This is a genomic window from Pseudahrensia aquimaris, from assembly GCF_042676045.1.
Taxonomy (GTDB): Bacteria; Pseudomonadota; Alphaproteobacteria; order Rhizobiales; family Rhizobiaceae; genus Pseudahrensia; species Pseudahrensia aquimaris.
The window spans coordinates 40,834-58,860 of record NZ_JBHTJV010000002.1 but is presented as its reverse complement, the minus strand read 5'-3'; the positions used below and the strand labels follow the sequence as shown (position 1 = coordinate 58,860).

The window sequence follows — 18,027 nt, the reverse complement described above, 5'->3', positions numbered from 1 at the left end:
TCTCTCTTTGGATGAGCAACAATCCATTTGTTTGCCGCAGGGTATAATGGATTGGAGAAGTTCTATGCCCCAAATGATGAAAGCAGCCATTTTCGTCGAGGCTGGACGCATTGTTCTCGAAGACAAGCCAGTTCCTGCTGTGGGTCCGAACGATGCCCTAATTCGCATCACCACAACAACGATATGCGGCACCGATGTCCATATTCTCAAAGGGGAGTATCCCGTTGAGAAGGGTTTGACCATCGGACATGAGCCGGTGGGAATTATCGAAAAACTGGGATCAAGCGTTGAGGGATATGAAGAAGGGCAACGCGTTATTGCGGGTGCCATTTGCCCCAGCGGTTATTCAAATGCCTGCCTAGATGGGCTGTGCTCTCAGGATGGACAAATGCATGCCCATGGTTTGAAGCCAATGGGTGGCTGGCGGTTCGGCAACACGATTGATGGATCACAGGCGGAGTATCTGCTTGTTCCAGATGCAATGGCAAATCTTGCACCCGTTCCAGACGGACTGACGGACGAACAGGTTCTTATGTGTCCAGACATCATGTCCACCGGCTTTGCTGGAGCGGAGTCTGGCAACATCAAAATCGGAGATACGGTCGTGGTGTTTGCTCAAGGACCCATTGGGCTCTGCGCAACCGCGGGCGCAAGATTGCGCGGCGCAAGCACCATCATTGCTGTCGATACAGTGCCGAAAAGACTAAAGATGTCCGAGCAAGTGGGCGCTGATGTCGTCATCGATTTCAATAAAACCGATCCGGTTGAAGAAATTATGAGGCTGACGCAAGGCCGTGGCGTCGACGTGGCGATTGAGGCACTGGGGCTTCAATCGACCTTTGAGAGCTGTCTGCGCGTGTTGAAGCCTGGCGGAACATTGTCGAGCCTTGGGGTGTATTCTGCGGACCTGAAAATTCCGCTCGCTGCTTTCAACGCGGGGTTGGGGGATAATAAGATCATCACATCACTGTGTCCGGGCGGAAAGGAGCGCATGCGTCGTTTGATGAATGTTGTCGCTTCAGGACGCGTTGATCTGGGTCCAATGGTCACTCATCGCTACGCGTTTGACGACATTGAAGAGGCTTATGACTTGTTTTCGAACCAGCGGGACGGTGTCTTGAAGTTGGCTCTTACGCCCTAGGCCTATCAAATCGGCGTCACTATCGCATTAGCACCGGAATTGCGACCGATGGCTCCCAGCGCCGCCCAGCGCTTCACGACGCGTGTGGTTGATACAGAAGCAGGCTCCCACGGCAAGGATTGAAGGCGCACCATAAGCGAGGGAGCCAATATGGTGCGCCTATATCCGCAGCGAAGAGGCCTTGGGCTCACTTGGCTTTGGATATCTTGATGCTCTTTGTCTTTGGCGCGATCTCAGCTGGTTTTTTCACAGCGATGTCCAGCACGCCGTTGTCGAACTTTGCCGAGACAGAGTCCGCGTCGATATCGAATGCGAGCGGAAAGGATCGAGCAAAACTTCCATAGGAACGCTCAACGAGCTTGTAATCTTTCTCGTTCTCCTCACGATGCGACGACTTTTCGCCGGTGAGGGTCAGCACATTTCCGGAGACAGAGACATCAATATCTTTCTCCGCAACGCCTGGAAGTTCAGCGGAAAAGACAACGCTGTCGTCCGTTTCTCGAATATCGATTTTCGGAACAATTTTTCCCGTGCCGTCCAAAGATTCATCGTTGTTAAAAGAGGGTATCGCGCTGCGAAACTCATCAAATACTCGCTCAATCTCCTTGTGCAGCGAGTTGATGCCCAATGAGGGCTTGGCACCGGTCCCGAAAACTGAGGGAAGAGGTGAATGGGTCATTTGTGCTCTCCATCGAAGGTTGAATTGAAAGGGCTATGCGCCACGTTGGGAACCTAGATGATGGTGACACACGCTTTTTGAGCTAAATCAATTCGGCCAATCGGGAGCTGGCTTGCCTATGGTGAATTGAGCAGAAAATGCTGCCGGTAAAATGAGACCAGTTCGTTTCTCGGCCCCGGGATTATCACTGTTTTTGAAGATGCCGAGATTGACGGCAACTTGCTCTTCCCGGCTGTGAGAGCCCGGCAATTGAGTTTGCAGCGTAATGCGACAATTTATTGAACGAGCTTTCTTAGAAGACTTGACCAATATCAAACCCAAAATTTATGCGTCCGATAGTTTCGCCTCACACGATGTACAGAACGGAGGAACGGGTGATGTTCAGAACAATTTTTTACATAGGCGTATTGATGGTCTCAATCACCACCGCATTTGCGCAGGAGAAAAAGAGCGATTTCGAATTCAGCAATGATCGATTTTTGGCGGGTGCTACAGTGGTTCAGAGCAATACGGGCGTGGACGATCTGTTCATGTTTGGTGAAACCGTTCGAAGCGAAAAAGATATCGTCGGTTCGGCACATTTGTTCGGACGTAAGGTGGAAGTGTCCGGCACTGTTGGCGGCGATGCCTATCTTGCCGGCATGGACGTAACGCTGGCAAGCAAAGTGGCGGGAGACGCAAATATCAGCGGCTACAACGTAAGCGTTGCGGAAGTTGTCGGCGACCTTCGTGCATCAGGATCAAACGTAACGATTGCAGGTCCCGTCTCTGGTTACGCGTTGATTGCTGGAGACGAAGTGCGATTTGAGTCAGTGATTAAAGGTGATGTCAGTCTGACTGCCCGCGACATTGAATTTTCCGAGGACGCTCGCATTGAGGGAAGACTGATCTTCTATGAGGAAACCAAAGGGGAAACCACGTTTCCGGTCGGATTTATTGCTGAAGACCGTATAGAACGGCGCGAGTTTGCAGAATGGTCGAAGGCTGCTCAAGAGCTGGAGGTCTTCAATTGGCGCGAAGCATTGATGAGCTTCTTGATCTGGATCGTTGTGGTTGCCGGGATCGCTTCATTAATCGCAGCCATCATACCCCAGAAATTGGCAGACCTTCGGCGCACCATTCTCGATCGACCGTTCAGAACACTGTGGTTTGGCATTCTTGCGCAATCGGCCGTGATTGGTGTCACCATATTGTTGATCATGACGTTGATCGGATTGCTGTTGGCGCCAGCAACCATATTGGTAGCGTTGGTATGCGGTTTTGCAGGCTACGTCGTTGCGGCATACGCTCTCGGGGTGGCGCTGCTGAAAACCGTCGGGCGTGAAGAGCCCGACAGTGTTGGAACAAGAGCGCTGGCAGCCGGTGTTGGCGCGCTGACGGTTGGGCTGATTGGCCTAATACCATTCTTCGGATGGCTTTTTGTGTTGTCACTCGCTCTCACAGGAGTAGGCGCTATCGCCCTTTGGCTGTTTGAGCCGAAGTTTTTTGTTACGGCCCGGCTTCCGTCTGCATAGCGGGTCTGTCTGACCGGATTGCAACAACAATTGCTGGGGCCTCCATATGAATGAACTCGTTGGAGAATTGCTATTCCTCCAAGTTGGTCTTCCTCTGGCCGTGATAGCGATGAACACGTTTGTGCCCTCATCGACAAAGACGGCACTGTTTCTTCGCAGCGCAGCGATACTGCTGCTCCTCATGTACTTGGTCCTCGTGGGAGTGTGGCTGTTCCCGCCGTGGTGGACACCGTACTTGCTCATGGCGGTCCATGCCGTTGGAGTCGTCTACGCATATCAATCCCTTGAACGAAAGAATGAGGGCACTCGGCGTATCGTAAAGCGCACCGAGGTGCTTGTGAGCACGTTAGCGATTGCAGCGATTTGCACTTTTCTCTGGCCTGCTATTCAGGGGAGATCTCCACCCAGCCCATTGATAGACTTATCTATGCCTTTGGGACCGGGGAACTTTCTTGTCACTAGCGGTGGAAACAGCAAAACGATAAACGCTCACTTTCTAACCCTCACTCGGGACACGGAACTGGCACGCTCTTTGCGGGGGCAGAGCTACGCGGTGGATATTGTCGGATTGGATCGTTTTGGCCGCACAGCGGAAGGGATTTCGCCAGTCGCGCCGCAACGGCACGTCATCTATGGCACAGAAGTCAAAGCGCCGTGCAGCGGAAGCGTCGCTTTAACACGCTCAGGAGTCCCTGACATGCCGGTGCCAAAGATGGACCGAGACAACATGACCGGAAATTCCGTTCTTCTGGCGTGCGGGGATTTTTATGTTTTGCTGGCGCATTTAGCGCCGAGGAGTTTGACGGTGACAGAGGGTGATAGCGTTACGGTCGGCCAGACCCTTGGTCGTGTCGGGAACAGCGGCAACACGGCTGCCCCGCACCTGCATATCCACGTCCAACGGGAAATGCCCGCAAAGAACCCGCTTTCCGGCACTCCGCTGTTTTTTACAATTGAGGGGCGTTTCCTAGTGCGCAATGACAGGTTCGCAGTAGAGCGATGACCGCATCAATAATGTGCAATAGACGTTGGTTATAGCAGCTTTAGGAAAAACTATTTTTGCTGGATGGATTCCAGATAAGCGATGATCTGCTCGACTTGTTGAGAGTCAAACTCAAACATTGGCATGTCCGGATGGCCACTCATGATACCTTCTGCCAGCGCCTCTGCTAGCTGCGACACCGGATAGCTGCGCGACAAATACCTGAACTCGACAGCCTGACGATGCGGGCTTTTGCCCTTCGACGTCACCTCGTGACACTGGGCACAATTTGATTGCAGTATTTCCTGACCGGCAGCGATCATTTCATTCGCCTTCGCTTGCATTGGGCTTTGGGTCAATGCAAGCGCAGCGAGCAGTGTCAGATATCGTTTCATATGCACAACGCTAGTCCCTTTTTCCGGCAAAGCAATTGATCAGGATCAATCGTTCGCATCGGTCGCGTCCAACTCCAACGCACGCCGCAACTTGCGAATAAACTTCGCGCGAGCCTTATCATCCGCCGCCTGTTCGAATGCCTCGCGAAGATCAAACGAAAATTGGGCAAGATCATTGTGCCAATCGTATTTGATAGGCGTTTCTGGTGGTAGCCGGCGCTCCACTTCACGGAAGCGTGGCAACCTCTTCTCCCCCAACAGCTCAACTTCGTCGTCCAGTTTCGGGCACAAAATACGTTCACCATCCAAGCCACGCTCAACCAATTTGGTTTTCATGGCCTCAATTGATTCTTCCTCGCCATGCGTGAGGAAAATTGCTCGATGGATGGGCTTTCTCTCATTCACCCAACTCACGAGCTCTTCCCCGTCGGCATGGCCGGAATAGATATCAAGATTTTCGATTTTGGCCTGAACGCGAATTTCCTCGCCGTGAATCTTGACCATTTTCACCCCGCCGACAAGCAAACTTCCCAGCGTGCCCGGCACTTGATAGCCGACAAAGAGTACGGTCGCCGTTTTTTGCCACAGCCACTTTTTCAAGTGATGGCGAATGCGCCCGGCATCGCACATGCCGCTGGCGGCCAAAATGATGGCGCCACCCTTAACACGGTCAATCGCTTTGCTCTGTTCAACCGTTTCCGTGGGATAGACGTTCGGGTTCGCCAAAAGTTGCGGCCTCTCGCTCAGTTCTTCCAGATCGTCTGCATGTTTTTCAAAGACGCGCGTGACCCGAATGGCCAGCGGAGAATCCAGGAAGATTGGTTTTTTCGGTATCTCTCCCGCCTCCTGAAGGGTCAGCAAATCCATGATGAGTTCTTGGGTTCTTTCGACCGCGAAAATTGGAATGAGCAGCATTTCGCCATTTTCCAGCGCATGGCGAGCGATTTGCCCCAATTCGTCGCGGCGTTCTTTTGGATTTCGATTGATCCTTGCCTTGCCGCCATAGGTGGCCTCGGAAATCACATAGTCGAAGTTGGTTGGCGCATCAGGGTCAGGATGGAACAGTTTGTTGTCTGGCCCCAGATCACCGGAAAACAACAAACGCAAAGGCTTACCGTCATTGGTGTCGCCAGTCTCGATTTCCACTTCAATCGAGGCGGAGCCCAGAATATGACCAGCGTTCCAGAAGCGCGCCCTTACCCCTTCCCCCGGTGAGATCCATTTCTCATATTCGACAGCCTTTACCTGATGCAGCACCGCTTCAGCATCCTGTTGAGTGTAGATCGGCTCCACGTCCTTTTTGCCGTGTCGGCGCTTTCTGCGGTTGAGGTTTGCAACCTCCATTTCCTGAATATAGCCGCTGTCAGGCAGCATGAATGTCAACAGGTCACGGGTTCCCGCAGTCGCGTGAATGGAGCCATTAAAACCGGCTTTGGAGAGTTTTGGCAGCAATCCGGAATGATCGATGTGGGCATGGGTTTGCAGCACGAAATCAATCTTGGAAGCATCAAACGGAAATGGCTCATAGTTGAGGCTTTTGACTGTCTTTGGGCCTTGAAACAGACCGCAATCCACCAAGAAGCTGCAAGTCGGTGTTTTCAACCAATAGCACGAGCCAGTGACCGTTTGGGCAGCACCGCAAAAGCGCAGCGAAATTTCCATGCTGCCTGTTCCTCTCTTGTTGATATTTGAAACCAGCCGCTACCGCCCGGCCTGTCGATCAATAGTAAGGAGAGTAGCAGGGGCGCCTCGGTCCGCGATACGGCTGGAACGTGTTGTCGTAGGCTCGATAGGAACGATAGCGATTGAAGCACCAGCGGATATGGTCGCGGTCTCTACGATCTGACCGTCTGTATCTGGATCGCCGTGATTCAGCGATGATGCCGCCCAGAATGATTCCGCCAATGATACCGGCTGCGATTCCGCGGTTGCGGCGACGGCGGCGGTTATAGCGCCTGCGCGGGTTATAGCGTCTCGCGCCCCGACGGCGCTGCACTTGGATAACATCACCAGCACCACTGGCTGCAATAGGCGCAGCCTTAATGGCGAAGGCGTTCGCGGACATCGGTGTTGTGATGATTAGCGCAGCACTCAACAATGATGCCACCGCTCTAGAAGGCCATCTCATCATGCTATCCTCTCGTTTAAGTTTTGAAACTCAACGCTAAGGTTAGCTCAACCAGCATAGACGAATTTGACTGAGGTCAATTCAGCCTCGCGCCCAGCCTTTAGCGTGCAAATACCTGTTTGCGACGCCCAAAGGATGGCTGATGTTTTCGAAGTGGATCATCCCTGCTGGCCAATTGCCAAGTGTTGCTGCTGTCGGCTTCAGGCTGAAGGGCTAGCCTATGTCGCAGCCCGTTTTTCAAACCAGAGACCTGACCAAAATATACGGGAGCGGCGAGACCGAAGTCCGTGCGCTGGATGGTGTCACAATGGCTCTCTACGAGTCCGAAATGGCGGTACTTCTGGGGCCATCCGGGAGCGGGAAGTCGACGTTCCTGAACATCATTGGTGGGTTAGATCAGGCCACGAGTGGTACCGTTCATTATCAAGACAAGGAACTGACCGTACTCAGCGAGCGACAGCTTACGCGCTATCGACGCGATCATGTTGGCTTCGTCTTTCAGTTTTACAATCTGATCCCAAGCCTGACCGCTTGGGAAAACGTGGCCCTCGTGACAGAAGTTTCGCGCAATCCCATGACGCCGGGTGAAGCCCTCGCCATGGTCGATCTGGACAACCGGGCCACGCATTTTCCCGCGCAATTATCAGGTGGCGAGCAGCAAAGGGTCGCAATTGCCCGGGCCATCGCGAAGCGCCCGGAGGTGCTTCTGTGCGATGAACCAACAGGCGCTCTCGATTCCAAGACCGGAATCATCGTTCTGGAAGCGTTGACCCGCATCAACGAAGAGCTCGGCACGTCCACCGCCGTTATCACCCACAATGCAGGCATTCAGGAAATCGCTCACCGTGTCTGTTTTTTCAAAGACGGAAAGATCGAGCGTGTTGAGATCAATGACCAGCGCGTGAAACCGGCGGAGGTGGTTTGGTGATGATTTCTGCGCTCGACAAAAAGCTGTTGCGCGACCTGAGGCGCCTTTGGGCGCAATCGCTGGCTGTTGCGCTGGTGATGGCGTGCGGTGTCAGCACAATCATCATTTCCGTGGGTGCCTACCGCTCGCTGGAGGAGACACAGCGCGCCTTTTATGACCGCTATCGGTTTGCGACCGTCTTTGCCTCCGTCGTGCGCGCGCCGCGATATCTGGAACGAGAAATCAAGGAGATTTCTGACGTCTCGTCGATTGAGTTGCGAATTGTAAAGCCGGTGTTGTTGAGCGTTTTGGGGCAGACAGAACCAGCCTCTGGCATTGCAATCTCCATTCCCGATACACGCCCCTTGCGGGTCAATAAGCTCTACCTGCGCAAAGGTCGATTGCCGGAACCGGCTCGAAGAAACGAAGTGGCCGTCATCGAGACCTTCGCAAGGGCGCACAACTTTGAGATTGGCGACGGCTTTGACGTGATTATGGGAGGTCGGAGGCTATCCTTGACCATCGTAGGAACGGTCTTGTCCCCGGAACACATCTATTCGATCGGCCCTGGGGACATGGTGCCGGATGAAAAGCGATATGGCATTTTCTTCATGTCACAGAAGGCGCTCAGCGCACTGTTTGACCTGGAAAGCGCGTTCAACGATGTGAACCTCATTACACTTCGAGATGCCAACCTGGATAACGTCGTGGAAAGGCTCAACCGAATTCTCGCTCCCTATGGTGGAACCGGCGCCTACACGCGAGAGGAGCAAACATCCCATGCGTTTCTGGACTCTGAGTTCACGCAACTCAGCGCGATGGCGAAAATCATCCCACCGATTTTTCTGGGTGTAGCCGCCTATCTGGTCAACATGATCCTGTCGCGTCTGGTGGCGCTGGAGCGCGAACAAGTGGGGTTGTTGAAAGCGATTGGCTATTCGAACTTCGCCATCGGGTGGCATTACTCGAAGCTGATTATCGTAATCGCTTTGGTGGGTATCGTCATCGGAAGTGGCTTTGGGCTCTGGGTCGGCCGGGGGCTTACGCGCCTTTACGCAACCTTTTTCTCCTTCCCCTTCCTGATTTTCAAACAGAGTTTGGACCTCTTCGCCATTGCTGGCGGGCTAACAATAGGCGCCGCGCTCGCGGGTGGCGCAAAGGCAATTTATTCAATCGTCGTTTTGCCACCCGCAGTGGCGATGCGCCCACCAGCCCCTGCAAACTACCGCAACTTCTTGATCGGACAATTGCAAAGGTTGGGGTTGTTTTCCCAGCTTTCGATAATGGCCCTTAGACACTTGGTGCGCCGCCCAATTCGAGCAGCGATGACCACTGTCGGTATATCCATGTCAGTGGCGTTACTGATCACGTCCCTATTCTCATATGACGCAATCGACTCAATGGTCGACACGATTTTCTTTCGAGCGGATCGCCAGGATGCCACGATCCTCCTTGCCGCCGATGCGGCACCAAGAGCGATTTACAGCATCAAGAAACTGCCCGGAATTCTGCGCGCAGAACCGTTTCGACAAACTCCCATCATTCTGACTCACGAGAACCGCTCCAAGCGAATGGCGCTTTTTGGACTGCCAAAGTCCACTGAACTGTCTCGCATTCTGGACCCGCAGATGGAACCGTATCGATTGCCGACTAACGGCATCATTCTCTCTGAGTACTTGGCTGAAACCATGCAATTGAACGTCGGAGATACTGCGCGGATCACTCTTTTGGACAAAGAGCGGCGCGAGGTAGCTTTGCCCGTTATCGGCCTGTCTCAAGGTCTGGTCGGGCTTTCTGCCTACACAAGTCTTGAGGGGCTGAACCGATTGCTGCGCGACGGTCCTCGCATCTCCGGTGCTCATGTTACCCTGGACGGCGCAGACCTAGTGTTGATCTATCGAGAAATCAAAAACACGCCAGAAATTGCTGGGGTTGCACTGCGCGACTTATCGCGAATTCAGTTTCAAAATACGATTGAACAAAACATTTACACCCAGACCACGATATTCGTGCTTCTCGCTGTGATCATTGCCTTCGGAGTCGTCTACAATTCCGCTCGCATTCAACTGTCAGAACGTGCCCGGGAACTGGCGAGCCTGCGGGTCTTCGGTTTCACGCGACCTGAAGTCTCCAGCGTATTGATGCTTGAACTCGCCATTCTGGTCTTCGCCGCACAACCGATAGGATGGGTACTGGGTTACGGCTTTTCATGGAGTGTTACTCAAGGCTTCTCCAGCGATCTGTTCAGAATTCCTCTCCTGATCAACAGCGACACCTATGCTTACGCCAGCCTTGTCGTCTTCGCCTCCGCGCTGATCTCGGCGCTGGTGGTTCGTCGCAGAATTGATCGTCTTGACCTCATCAGTGTTCTGAAAACGCGGGAGTGAAACCATGCAAACGTGGCTGAAAAGAACTGGCATTACCGTCGTGGTCGCCGTCATAGGCTTAGGCTTTTACGAAGCCATCCGTGAAAGGCCCATCAGCGTCGATCTGGCTATCGTCGAGCGGGCTGACATGCGCGTTTCCATTAAAGAAGAAGGCCAAACGCGGGTGCAGGACATCTACAGTCTTTCAGCGCCGATTGCGGGACATTTGGATCGCATTATTCTGGATGAAGGCCAGGCAGTTTTGGCAAACACAACGGTCGTCGCATCCATCCACCCGCTGGATCCACCGTTTCTGGACCAGCGCACCGAGGAAGAACTGCGTTCTGCCGTAAAGGCCGCCCAGTCTGCAGTCGCCTTGGCAAAAGTTGAGCACAATCGCGCCAAGATGGCACTCCAGCTGAATCAATCGGAGTACGACCGCGCTGCGGAACTGGCAAAGAAAAAGGTGCTGCCACTCAGTCAACTGGAGAAGGCATTCAACGCTCTTGAGTTGCAAAAGGCTCAAGTCGAAAGTGCAAAAGCCGCCATCAATCTGCGGGTCGCAGAGCTGGAAAGCGTGCGAGCGCGGCAACGCCAACCACAAACCACCTCGACCTCACCAAGTGGCCAAGACTGCTGCATCCAGCTTCTAGCGCCTGTCGATGGCGTAGTTTTGAAAGTTATGGCCCGCAGCGAGCAAGCCGTTTCTCCGGGGTCGGTGATTGCCGAAATCGGGAACCCAAGGAATCTTGAAGTTATTGTGGATTTGCTTTCCGCCGACGCAGCCAAGGTAAAGCCCGGCACCGAAGTTCGAATGACGGATTGGGGCGGCGATACGGTCTTGATCGGAACCGTCAAAAGAGTTGATCCCGCCGCTTTCACAAAAGTCTCATCACTGGGAATCGAAGAGCAGCGGGTGAACGTCGTGATCGATTTACCCTCGCCACCGGAAAGTCTCGGGCACGGCTATCGTGTGTTGGTCGATCTGGTGGTTTGGTCACAAAGCGACGTGCTACAAGTTCCCATCGGTGCCTTGTTCCGCTCCTCAGGCCAATGGGCAACCTATGTCGACGATCAAGGCGTGGCGAGGCTGACGCTCATTGAACTGGGACAGATGACGGACGAGACTGCACAGGTCTTGCAAGGCTTGGAGGATGGTCAGCGCGTCGTTCTCTATCCCAATGACGCGCTAACGGACGGCGCAATGATCGAGCCTCGATGACGCGCTCTTGCCGAGCAACCTCGCTTATTCGCTACGCTCAGCTAGAGCCCGCAATTTGGCTGGCTGGCAAACGATGATTTCGTTGGGCTTTGGCAGATCAATCACTCCGTCCTTGCGCAATTTCGTGATCGTGCGACTGACCGTTTCAATGGTCAGTCCCAAGAAATCGGCTATGTCCGAGCGATACATCGGCACTTGAAAACGCATTAATCCATTTTCTTCAACAGCAACCTTGTCCAGCAAGACGACGAGGAAAGAACATATCTTTTCCAGCGCCGATTTGCGGCCCAGCATCAGAAAATGCTCCTGCATTGAGTTCATTTCGAAGGCGGTGTGCTTCAACAAAAGCTTGCAGAATTCAGGCTCAGTTTGAGAATTGGCGCTGCAGGCATTCTTGCGGTGGGCGCGCAATTTCACTTCGCTGACCGTTTCGCAGTCGTAGTGATAGCGACAATCATGACTTATACCGACGAGATCACCTGGGTAGCCAAACGATATGATCTGGCGGCGTCCATCGCAAAGAACTTTTGAGGTTCTAACGACACCCTCCAGAATTTCGTAGACCTGTACGGCTTCATCGCCTTCACAAAACAGCAGGCTTTCCTCCGGCAGGGAGCGTATTGCGGCACGCTCAAAGACCTCGGATGCCAGAAAGTCGCGGCTAACTCGACTAATGTCCGAATCGACATAATGATTTGGGGACGTCACGTACATATCAATCTCCAACTTTTCTGATTGCGTTGGAAACCATTTGAGCGCCTACATGTATCGCGTGTATCGCGCCTATGTATCAAATTGTATCAATTCGCGTACGCGAAGAGAGAATGAGGCGGAGCAGTGGTCGATCGTCGGAGTATCATCCTTGTCATTGATGACGACGAAAAGGTGCGCAAAGTCCTGCGACGAGCGCTAGAGGTTGATGGCTATCGCATTATCGAAGCGAGCAATGCAGAGGAAGCACTGCTTGTATTGGCAGAAAACGAAGTTGATCTTGTCACCTTGGATTTGCAGCTAGGCGCTGAAAACGGGCTGGATATCGCAGCACGAATTCGTGAAAAGTCGGATGTTCCTATCATCATGGTGACAGGCAAAAGCGACGTTCTCGACAAGGTTGTCGGGCTGGAGATGGGGGCGGATGACTACATCTCCAAGCCGTTTCATGTCCGCGAACTTCAAGCCCGCGTTCGCTCCATGCTGCGCCGACAAGCGCGCGTGAGGTCAACAAACGTTGATGCGGACATAAACTCCGCTTCGCATGCGAATTTGTACTCCTTCGACGGCTGGACGGCCGATGCAGACTCCTTTTTGTTGACTGCTCCTGACGGCAGCGAATGCGAGCTAACGACTACTGATTTCAAGCTGCTTTTGTTGTTTCTCAACGCGCCCAAACGCATTCTTTCACGCGATCAGATTATGGATCAGCTGAACGGCCAAGAGTGGACACCTCTGGACCGCACGGTCGACAATCAAGTGGCACGGTTGCGAAAAAAAATTGAGAGCGACCCCTCACATCCCAAAATAATCAAGACAGTGCGCGGGACAGGGTACATCTTTGCAGCAGCTGTAAAACGATCCTGAAAACCAATCCGATTGATCGAAGTCAAAAATCATTTTCGCTGATTTGCTAGCCAAGACTTGGCTGGGCACTCAAAAGGGAGATGTAAGATGATAAGAGATTCAGATCTGAAACGCCTCGTTCTGGACGAACTTCAGTGGGATCCGAAAGTTGATCACGCCCATATCGGTGTCACGGTCGCAGATGGTTCCGTCACCCTTCTGGGCCATGTATCGAGCTACGCCACTCGCTTTGCCGCCCTTGACGCAGTCAAGAGAGTGCGTGGAGTTAAAGCCATTGGCGATGAAATTGAAGTCAACATTCCAACCGAGCACCGGCACGACGACAGCGACATCGCCGAACACATCGCCCACGTGTTGGAGTGGAATGTATCCATCCCCGATGGCTCCGTCATCGCGACCGTCCAAAACGGGTTTGTGACGCTATCCGGCGAAGTCGATCACCAACACCAACGCGAACATATTGAGAAACAGGTGGAACACGTCGGTTCGGTCACCGGTATAGCCAATCGCATTAGATTGAAACCCAAAGCGACCGCCGAGAACGTCAAAGAAATGATCGAGAATGCTCTCCAGCGCAATGCCGAACTGGAAGCGAAAAACGTCTCCATCACGGTCTCCGGCGACACCGTAACGCTCGATGGCAAGGTGAAAGCCTACTACGAGCGCGAAATCGCGGAACGGGCGGCCTGGACCGCTCCCGGTGTCAAAAACGTCATAGATCATCTGGCTGTTGGTTAGCGGTGGCAGCATTATCCGCCCCTGAAATGCTGTCATCGTTGGAGCGGTCGATCCTCAATGGATCGACCGCTTCCCGTTTCATTCCCCTGACAATCAAAAGCTCCCAGAACGTCGCTACATCGGTGGTGGAAAGAAAGGATTGATGATTTGGAACACGGTCACTCCGAGGAGGAAATCAAGAGCCGTATAGCTACTGCGCCCAAGGCAAGCCTTCTGAAAGACTTCGTCTACGGCGGTATCGACGGGACTGTCACGACGTTCGCCGTAGTCGCCGGTGTTCAAGGCGCTGGCCTGCAAACGAATGTGATTTTGATCTTGGGAATCGCCAACGTGCTGGCCGACGGTTTCTCGATGGCTGTAGGTAATTATTCGGGCAACAAGGCTGAGTCTGATGACACGGCGCGCATACGGGCAATCGAGAAACGGCACATCAAAGAAGTACCGGACGGTGAGAAGGCAGAAGTCCGCGAAATACTCGCCTCGAAAGGTCTAAGCGGTGTCGCGTTGGAGCAAGCGGTCGAAGAAATCACCAAAGACGAAGATTCATGGATCAACATTATGCTGACGGATGAGTATGGGAGATCAACAGTTGAGGCTAGCCCTTGGAAGACCGCGCTGGCGACATTCGTTGCCTTTCTGGTCTGTGGCATTGTTCCTTTGCTGCCATTTCTGATTGGGCTGAATGATCCCTTTTTCAGCTCCGCTGTGGCTGCCGGCGCGGTGTTTTTCGGCATCGGAATGATGAAGAGCTTCTGGTCATTGGCCGCATGGTGGCGCTCCGGTTTGGAGACGCTGCTAATCGGGGCGCTCGCCGCCACAATCGCGTTTCAGGCAGGAAAGTGGGTTGAGCAATTTCTCTGACATTTGATCTCGATCAAGCGTGATCCAAACGTTTCATCTAATTTTTGATCAATGAACCCCGTCGGCAGCTTTAGGTAGGAGCGATCATGGCCAACAACATCAGCATGGGAGAGCGGATCGTCCGCGTCATTATTGGGTTAGCTATGGTTGCGTCAGCGGTTGTCTTCCCCAGCTCGCCATATTCCGTGTTCGGTTGGTTCGGACTTATTTTCTTGGCAACCGGTCTTCTGGGCTGGTGTGCAATCTATCGGATCTTTGGCATTTCAACAGCGGATCCCAAATAACTCTTCAGCGACAACCCCTCCCCCAAGCCTCCATTTTCTCAAGCCACGTTTTCCTGGCTCCGCCGTCCTTGCTTTCAATTGAACCAATGATTGTCGATCGCACGGGTTTGACCCCTGCGAACTTCAGAATATTTCTCTCAAGGCTTCGTAGACTGTGGGAGAAGTAGAAGAGACGATAAACCAGCGCAGGCATTCCCATTGTGACCACGACCCGCGCCGTTCGACCTCCTAGCTTCGCTTCCCAGCCCTTGCCGTTCGCCACGATACTGAATGCGAAAGATGCGCGTAGCACTTGCTCGATCCACGCCTTCACTAGAGCCGGCATGGATCCGAGCCACAGCGGATAGATGAAGACGAGATGGTCGGATTTTTCGATCAGGCGCTGAGCGTCGACCACGAACTCCGGCAAGTCCTCATCCGATTCCCATTCCACTTTCGACCGAAGGATTGAAACTTCCGTCTTGCCCAAATCAATGACATCAACATGGTGACCACCATCCTCCGCACCCCGTTGGTACGCCTCTGCCAGTGCGTGACAATAATGCTTGGTGCTTCCATCGGGATGGCCTTGGACAATGACGATCCGGCTCATGAGAAAACCTCCTTGGTTGCCTTGCGCGGTTCTGATTTTTTAGAAGCAGGAGCTTCCAAATTGAGCGTTTTGCGGACGGCGAGATATGCCATCAGGTCTGTTAGAGAAATCACGCCGAGCAGACTGTCACCATCAGCGACCAGATATTTTCGCTGGTTGTTTTTCACCATATCCTTCAGCAGCTGAGGGGCAGCTGTGTCCGGTGGAATTGTATTCAGCGCATCCGCGGCGACATAAATGTCGCTCAAGCGGGTCGCGTCCCAGTGTTCTTGATCGATCTTCTGGACCAATCCTGCTGTCACATATCCAATCAGTTCTTCGCCTTCTAGGACCGGCACAAATGTTATGTTTTTGTGCAGTATGACGTCGTCAACAAGCGTCCTAATGGTGTCTGAAATCTGTGCTGTCACAACGTCTCGGCTCATCAACGAACCTGCGGTCAGCCCCTTTAGAGTTGCCTCGACCTGCAATTGTTCGTAGCTGCTGCGCGATGCCTGAACGATGAAAAAACCGATCAGGATTTGCCACAGCCCGCCCAGAGAAGAGGTGGAAAATATCGACAAAACACCGGCAACAATCAGCAAAAACCCAAAGGCGTTTCCGACCGCGCTTGCCAATTTGGTTGCAGAAAGCAGATCTTTCTTGATGTGCCACAAAAGCGCTCTGAAAACCCGACCGCCATCGAGTGGGAATGCAGGCAACATGTTGAAAACCGCAATGACAAAATTGATCAGAACCAGATAGTTGGTGATCACCAAGAACGGAGTGGCAGAATCGCTCTGACCGAAAACCAGGTTTGGTAGTGAAAAGGCTGCGGCAAGCATCAAGCTTGTGAAGGGGCCGACAATGGCTATCCAGAATTCCGCTTTCGGGCTCTTGGGCTCACTTTCTAGTTCCGCCACGCCACCAAATATGAAGAGCGTGATGTTGTGAACATTGAGACCAAACTTTCGTGCCATGAAGGAGTGCGACAGCTCATGAAGCAGCAAAGACGCGTAAAGCCCCAGCATCGCAACCACTGACAACACAACATAAGTGAATAGAGTTTGTCCCGGGATTTGAATCGGAAAATACCACGAAGACAGACTCCATATGATGAGCGCTGCGATCAGCAGCCAGCTTGGATCTATCCGTATGTTAAAGCCTGAGAACTGAAACAGGCTGACTGCATTCTTGAACATCTCTCCACCCAGTTAGACCTGTTGGTCCGTTCAGTATTGTCCCAGACAGCCAGTCAACAATTGATCTTGCTCAAACGGTCAGCGCACTTCGTGTGACAGATTCCTTGAAAGCCCGTTGAACGCTTTGAGAGGAAACTAACTATGAAAACGCTGTTGACCATTCATGACATTGAGCAGCCTATTGGGTCGCTGAAGCCGGTGATATTGCTTGCCGAGGAACTTGGCGCTCATCTGGATGTTGTCGTCTTGGGTGTCATCAGAAATGTAGCCGTAGCGGCAAGCCCCGGTGTTCCAGCGGTTTATTTTCACGACGCAAATGATGAGCTGATCAACGAGGGAAAGGCTCGTGTTGGCGAAGTGCAGACCATGCTTGCCAAAACCGATCTCTCACATTCGGTCATGCTGGAATGTCGTGACGCGGCGCTGATCGAGAACGTAGTCTTGGGCCATGCTATGCTCGCGGACGCCACAGTTTTCCCGGATGGAAACGTCTTGAACGACGACGCCCTGAGCCGCTCGTTCAACGGGGCGCTCCTGCGCTCCGGTCGCCCCGTGTTGTTTTTGGGGCAAAAGGGCAAACCACTAAAGGATATCGGCACAGTTCTGTATGCTTGGAACGGCGAGCCAGAGAGTGCCAAGGCGATGCATCACAGCTTGAATTGGATTGATGGTGCGACCAAGGCCCATGTCGTTTTGGTGGACCCCGACGAGTATAAAGTCGGAGAAAACCCCGGCGATGATGTTGCTGCCTTCCTATCCCGTAATCATCTCGTTGTGTCGGTGGATCGCATACCCCGTGGCAGCCGAGACGTCGCATCGGTCTTGATGCAACATGCCAGTGACATTGGTGCAGACCTTATAGTCATGGGTGGCTACAGCCATTCGCGTTTCCGGGAATGGCTGATTGGCGGAACCACACGGTCAACTTTGAAAGAGGCAAATATTCCGATTCTAATGGCGCACTGAACGTGAGTGGAGCACGGCACCAGTCTTCAACGAACGACAGTCATTCAAAAATTTGGATTGGGCCCCGTCGATTGATCTTGATCAACCTGATCTCGCCAAAATACCGCAATGCTGCAGAAGCTTATAAGGAGCCCGCCATGAAATCCTTTCACGCTTTGATATGCTGCTGCGCACTCGCCACATCGCTCATTTGCAACGCTGCCATGGCCCAGCAGACAGACGCCGGGTGGCTTGAAGAGCTGCGCTTCGATATGCAATTCAATCACGATTGCGAGGTTGCCTATTTCCTCAATATTGTTGAACGAAATCAATCTGAAGGTCTGTTTGTCTCCGCCAGGGTAATGTGCGCAGATGGTCGTTCGTTCGATGCCTCGAAGAAAGCCAACGACGAAGAGTTTTCCGTTGAGGCCTGCGGGGTAGCAACTTGCGAAGCAACCATAGAGGGTCGTGACCAAAGCTGAGTGCTGACGCCGAGAAGGCCCCATACTGAAAA

At 53.0% G+C, this 18,027-nt stretch carries 19 protein-coding genes; 12 read left to right on the top strand and 7 right to left on the bottom strand.

The window, feature by feature from the left end; all coding sequences use genetic code 11:
• Positions 1-64 precede the first annotated feature (64 nt).
• Positions 65-1,141, top strand: coding sequence for an NAD(P)-dependent alcohol dehydrogenase (locus tag ACFQ14_RS00285; RefSeq protein ID WP_377210697.1), 1,077 nt, complete (start codon positions 65-67; stop codon positions 1,139-1,141).
• 187 nt (positions 1,142-1,328) lie between these two features.
• Here ACFQ14_RS00285 and ACFQ14_RS00280 read toward each other — a convergent pair whose 3' ends face one another.
• A complete protein-coding gene (locus ACFQ14_RS00280; protein WP_377210696.1) occupies positions 1,329-1,820 on the bottom strand; it encodes an Hsp20 family protein in 492 nt (163 codons plus the stop codon).
• A gap of 377 nt (positions 1,821-2,197) precedes the next feature.
• Between ACFQ14_RS00280 and ACFQ14_RS00275 the strand changes: the two genes are divergently transcribed.
• Both ACFQ14_RS00275 and ACFQ14_RS00270 read left to right on the top strand, forming a co-directional pair.
• Positions 2,198-3,334, top strand: a complete 1,137-nt coding sequence (locus ACFQ14_RS00275) for a hypothetical protein (RefSeq protein WP_377210695.1) — start codon at positions 2,198-2,200, stop codon at positions 3,332-3,334.
• Positions 3,335-3,887: 553 nt separating this feature from the next.
• Positions 3,888-4,337 (top strand): M23 family metallopeptidase, encoded by a 450-nt coding sequence (locus tag ACFQ14_RS00270; RefSeq protein WP_377210694.1) that lies wholly within the window; start codon positions 3,888-3,890, stop codon positions 4,335-4,337.
• A 50-nt stretch (positions 4,338-4,387) separates the two neighbouring features.
• Here ACFQ14_RS00270 and ACFQ14_RS00265 read toward each other — a convergent pair whose 3' ends face one another.
• From ACFQ14_RS00265 to ACFQ14_RS00255, 3 genes are read right to left on the bottom strand one after another with little or no spacing between them, the layout of a single operon-like run.
• Positions 4,388-4,711, bottom strand: a complete 324-nt coding sequence (locus ACFQ14_RS00265; RefSeq protein WP_377210693.1) for a c-type cytochrome — start codon at positions 4,709-4,711, stop codon at positions 4,388-4,390.
• A 45-nt stretch (positions 4,712-4,756) separates the two neighbouring features.
• Positions 4,757-6,373 carry an MBL fold metallo-hydrolase gene (locus ACFQ14_RS00260; protein ID WP_377210692.1) on the bottom strand — a complete coding sequence of 539 codons (1,617 nt, stop codon included), beginning with the start codon at positions 6,371-6,373 and terminating at the stop codon, positions 4,757-4,759.
• A gap of 58 nt (positions 6,374-6,431) precedes the next feature.
• The gene (locus ACFQ14_RS00255) at positions 6,432-6,839 is read right to left on the bottom strand and encodes a BA14K family protein (protein ID WP_377210691.1); all 408 of its coding nucleotides are present in this window, start codon (positions 6,837-6,839) and stop codon (positions 6,432-6,434) included.
• 220 nt (positions 6,840-7,059) lie between these two features.
• On the opposite strand from ACFQ14_RS00255, the gene ACFQ14_RS00250 reads away from it, so the two are divergent.
• Genes ACFQ14_RS00250 through ACFQ14_RS00240 form a run of 3 tightly spaced genes read left to right on the top strand, consistent with a single transcriptional unit; the run spans position 7,060 to position 11,334 of the window.
• Positions 7,060-7,767 carry an ABC transporter ATP-binding protein gene (locus ACFQ14_RS00250; RefSeq protein WP_377210690.1) on the top strand — a complete coding sequence of 236 codons (708 nt, stop codon included), beginning with the start codon at positions 7,060-7,062 and terminating at the stop codon, positions 7,765-7,767.
• Entirely contained in the window at positions 7,767-10,133 is a 2,367-nt protein-coding gene (locus tag ACFQ14_RS00245; protein ID WP_377210689.1) for an ABC transporter permease, read from the top strand. The genes ACFQ14_RS00250 and ACFQ14_RS00245 overlap by 1 nt, the downstream gene beginning before the upstream one ends.
• Positions 10,134-10,137: 4 nt before the next feature.
• The gene (locus tag ACFQ14_RS00240; RefSeq protein ID WP_377210688.1) at positions 10,138-11,334 is read left to right on the top strand and encodes an efflux RND transporter periplasmic adaptor subunit; all 1,197 of its coding nucleotides are present in this window, start codon (positions 10,138-10,140) and stop codon (positions 11,332-11,334) included.
• A 24-nt stretch (positions 11,335-11,358) separates the two neighbouring features.
• Here ACFQ14_RS00240 and ACFQ14_RS00235 read toward each other — a convergent pair whose 3' ends face one another.
• Positions 11,359-12,048, bottom strand: coding sequence for a helix-turn-helix domain-containing protein (locus ACFQ14_RS00235; protein WP_377210687.1), 690 nt, complete (start codon positions 12,046-12,048; stop codon positions 11,359-11,361).
• A 123-nt stretch (positions 12,049-12,171) separates the two neighbouring features.
• On the opposite strand from ACFQ14_RS00235, the gene ACFQ14_RS00230 reads away from it, so the two are divergent.
• From ACFQ14_RS00230 to ACFQ14_RS00215, 4 genes are all read left to right on the top strand, one after another.
• Positions 12,172-12,912, top strand: coding sequence for a response regulator (locus ACFQ14_RS00230; protein WP_377210686.1), 741 nt, complete (start codon positions 12,172-12,174; stop codon positions 12,910-12,912).
• Positions 12,913-12,999: 87 nt separating this feature from the next.
• Positions 13,000-13,650: a BON domain-containing protein gene (locus tag ACFQ14_RS00225; RefSeq protein ID WP_377210685.1), complete on the top strand. Its 651-nt coding sequence runs from the start codon at positions 13,000-13,002 to the stop codon at positions 13,648-13,650.
• Positions 13,651-13,797: 147 nt separating this feature from the next.
• Positions 13,798-14,511 (top strand): VIT1/CCC1 transporter family protein, encoded by a 714-nt coding sequence (locus tag ACFQ14_RS00220; RefSeq protein ID WP_377210684.1) that lies wholly within the window; start codon positions 13,798-13,800, stop codon positions 14,509-14,511.
• An 86-nt stretch (positions 14,512-14,597) separates the two neighbouring features.
• The gene (locus ACFQ14_RS00215; protein ID WP_377210683.1) at positions 14,598-14,795 is read left to right on the top strand and encodes a YgaP family membrane protein; all 198 of its coding nucleotides are present in this window, start codon (positions 14,598-14,600) and stop codon (positions 14,793-14,795) included.
• Positions 14,796-14,799: 4 nt separating this feature from the next.
• Here ACFQ14_RS00215 and ACFQ14_RS00210 read toward each other — a convergent pair whose 3' ends face one another.
• Complete coding sequence (locus ACFQ14_RS00210) at positions 14,800-15,387, bottom strand: NAD(P)H-dependent oxidoreductase (protein WP_377210682.1); 588 nt, start codon at positions 15,385-15,387, stop codon at positions 14,800-14,802.
• Positions 15,384-16,568 carry a site-2 protease family protein gene (locus tag ACFQ14_RS00205; RefSeq protein WP_377210681.1) on the bottom strand — a complete coding sequence of 395 codons (1,185 nt, stop codon included), beginning with the start codon at positions 16,566-16,568 and terminating at the stop codon, positions 15,384-15,386. Before ACFQ14_RS00205 ends, ACFQ14_RS00210 begins: the two co-directional genes overlap by 4 nt.
• A 141-nt stretch (positions 16,569-16,709) precedes the next feature.
• Between ACFQ14_RS00205 and ACFQ14_RS00200 the strand changes: the two genes are divergently transcribed.
• Entirely contained in the window at positions 16,710-17,534 is an 825-nt protein-coding gene (locus tag ACFQ14_RS00200) for a universal stress protein (protein WP_377210680.1), read from the top strand.
• Positions 17,535-17,671: 137 nt separating this feature from the next.
• Positions 17,672-17,995 (top strand): hypothetical protein, encoded by a 324-nt coding sequence (locus tag ACFQ14_RS00195; protein WP_377210679.1) that lies wholly within the window; start codon positions 17,672-17,674, stop codon positions 17,993-17,995.
• Positions 17,996-18,027: the final 32 nt, after the last annotated feature.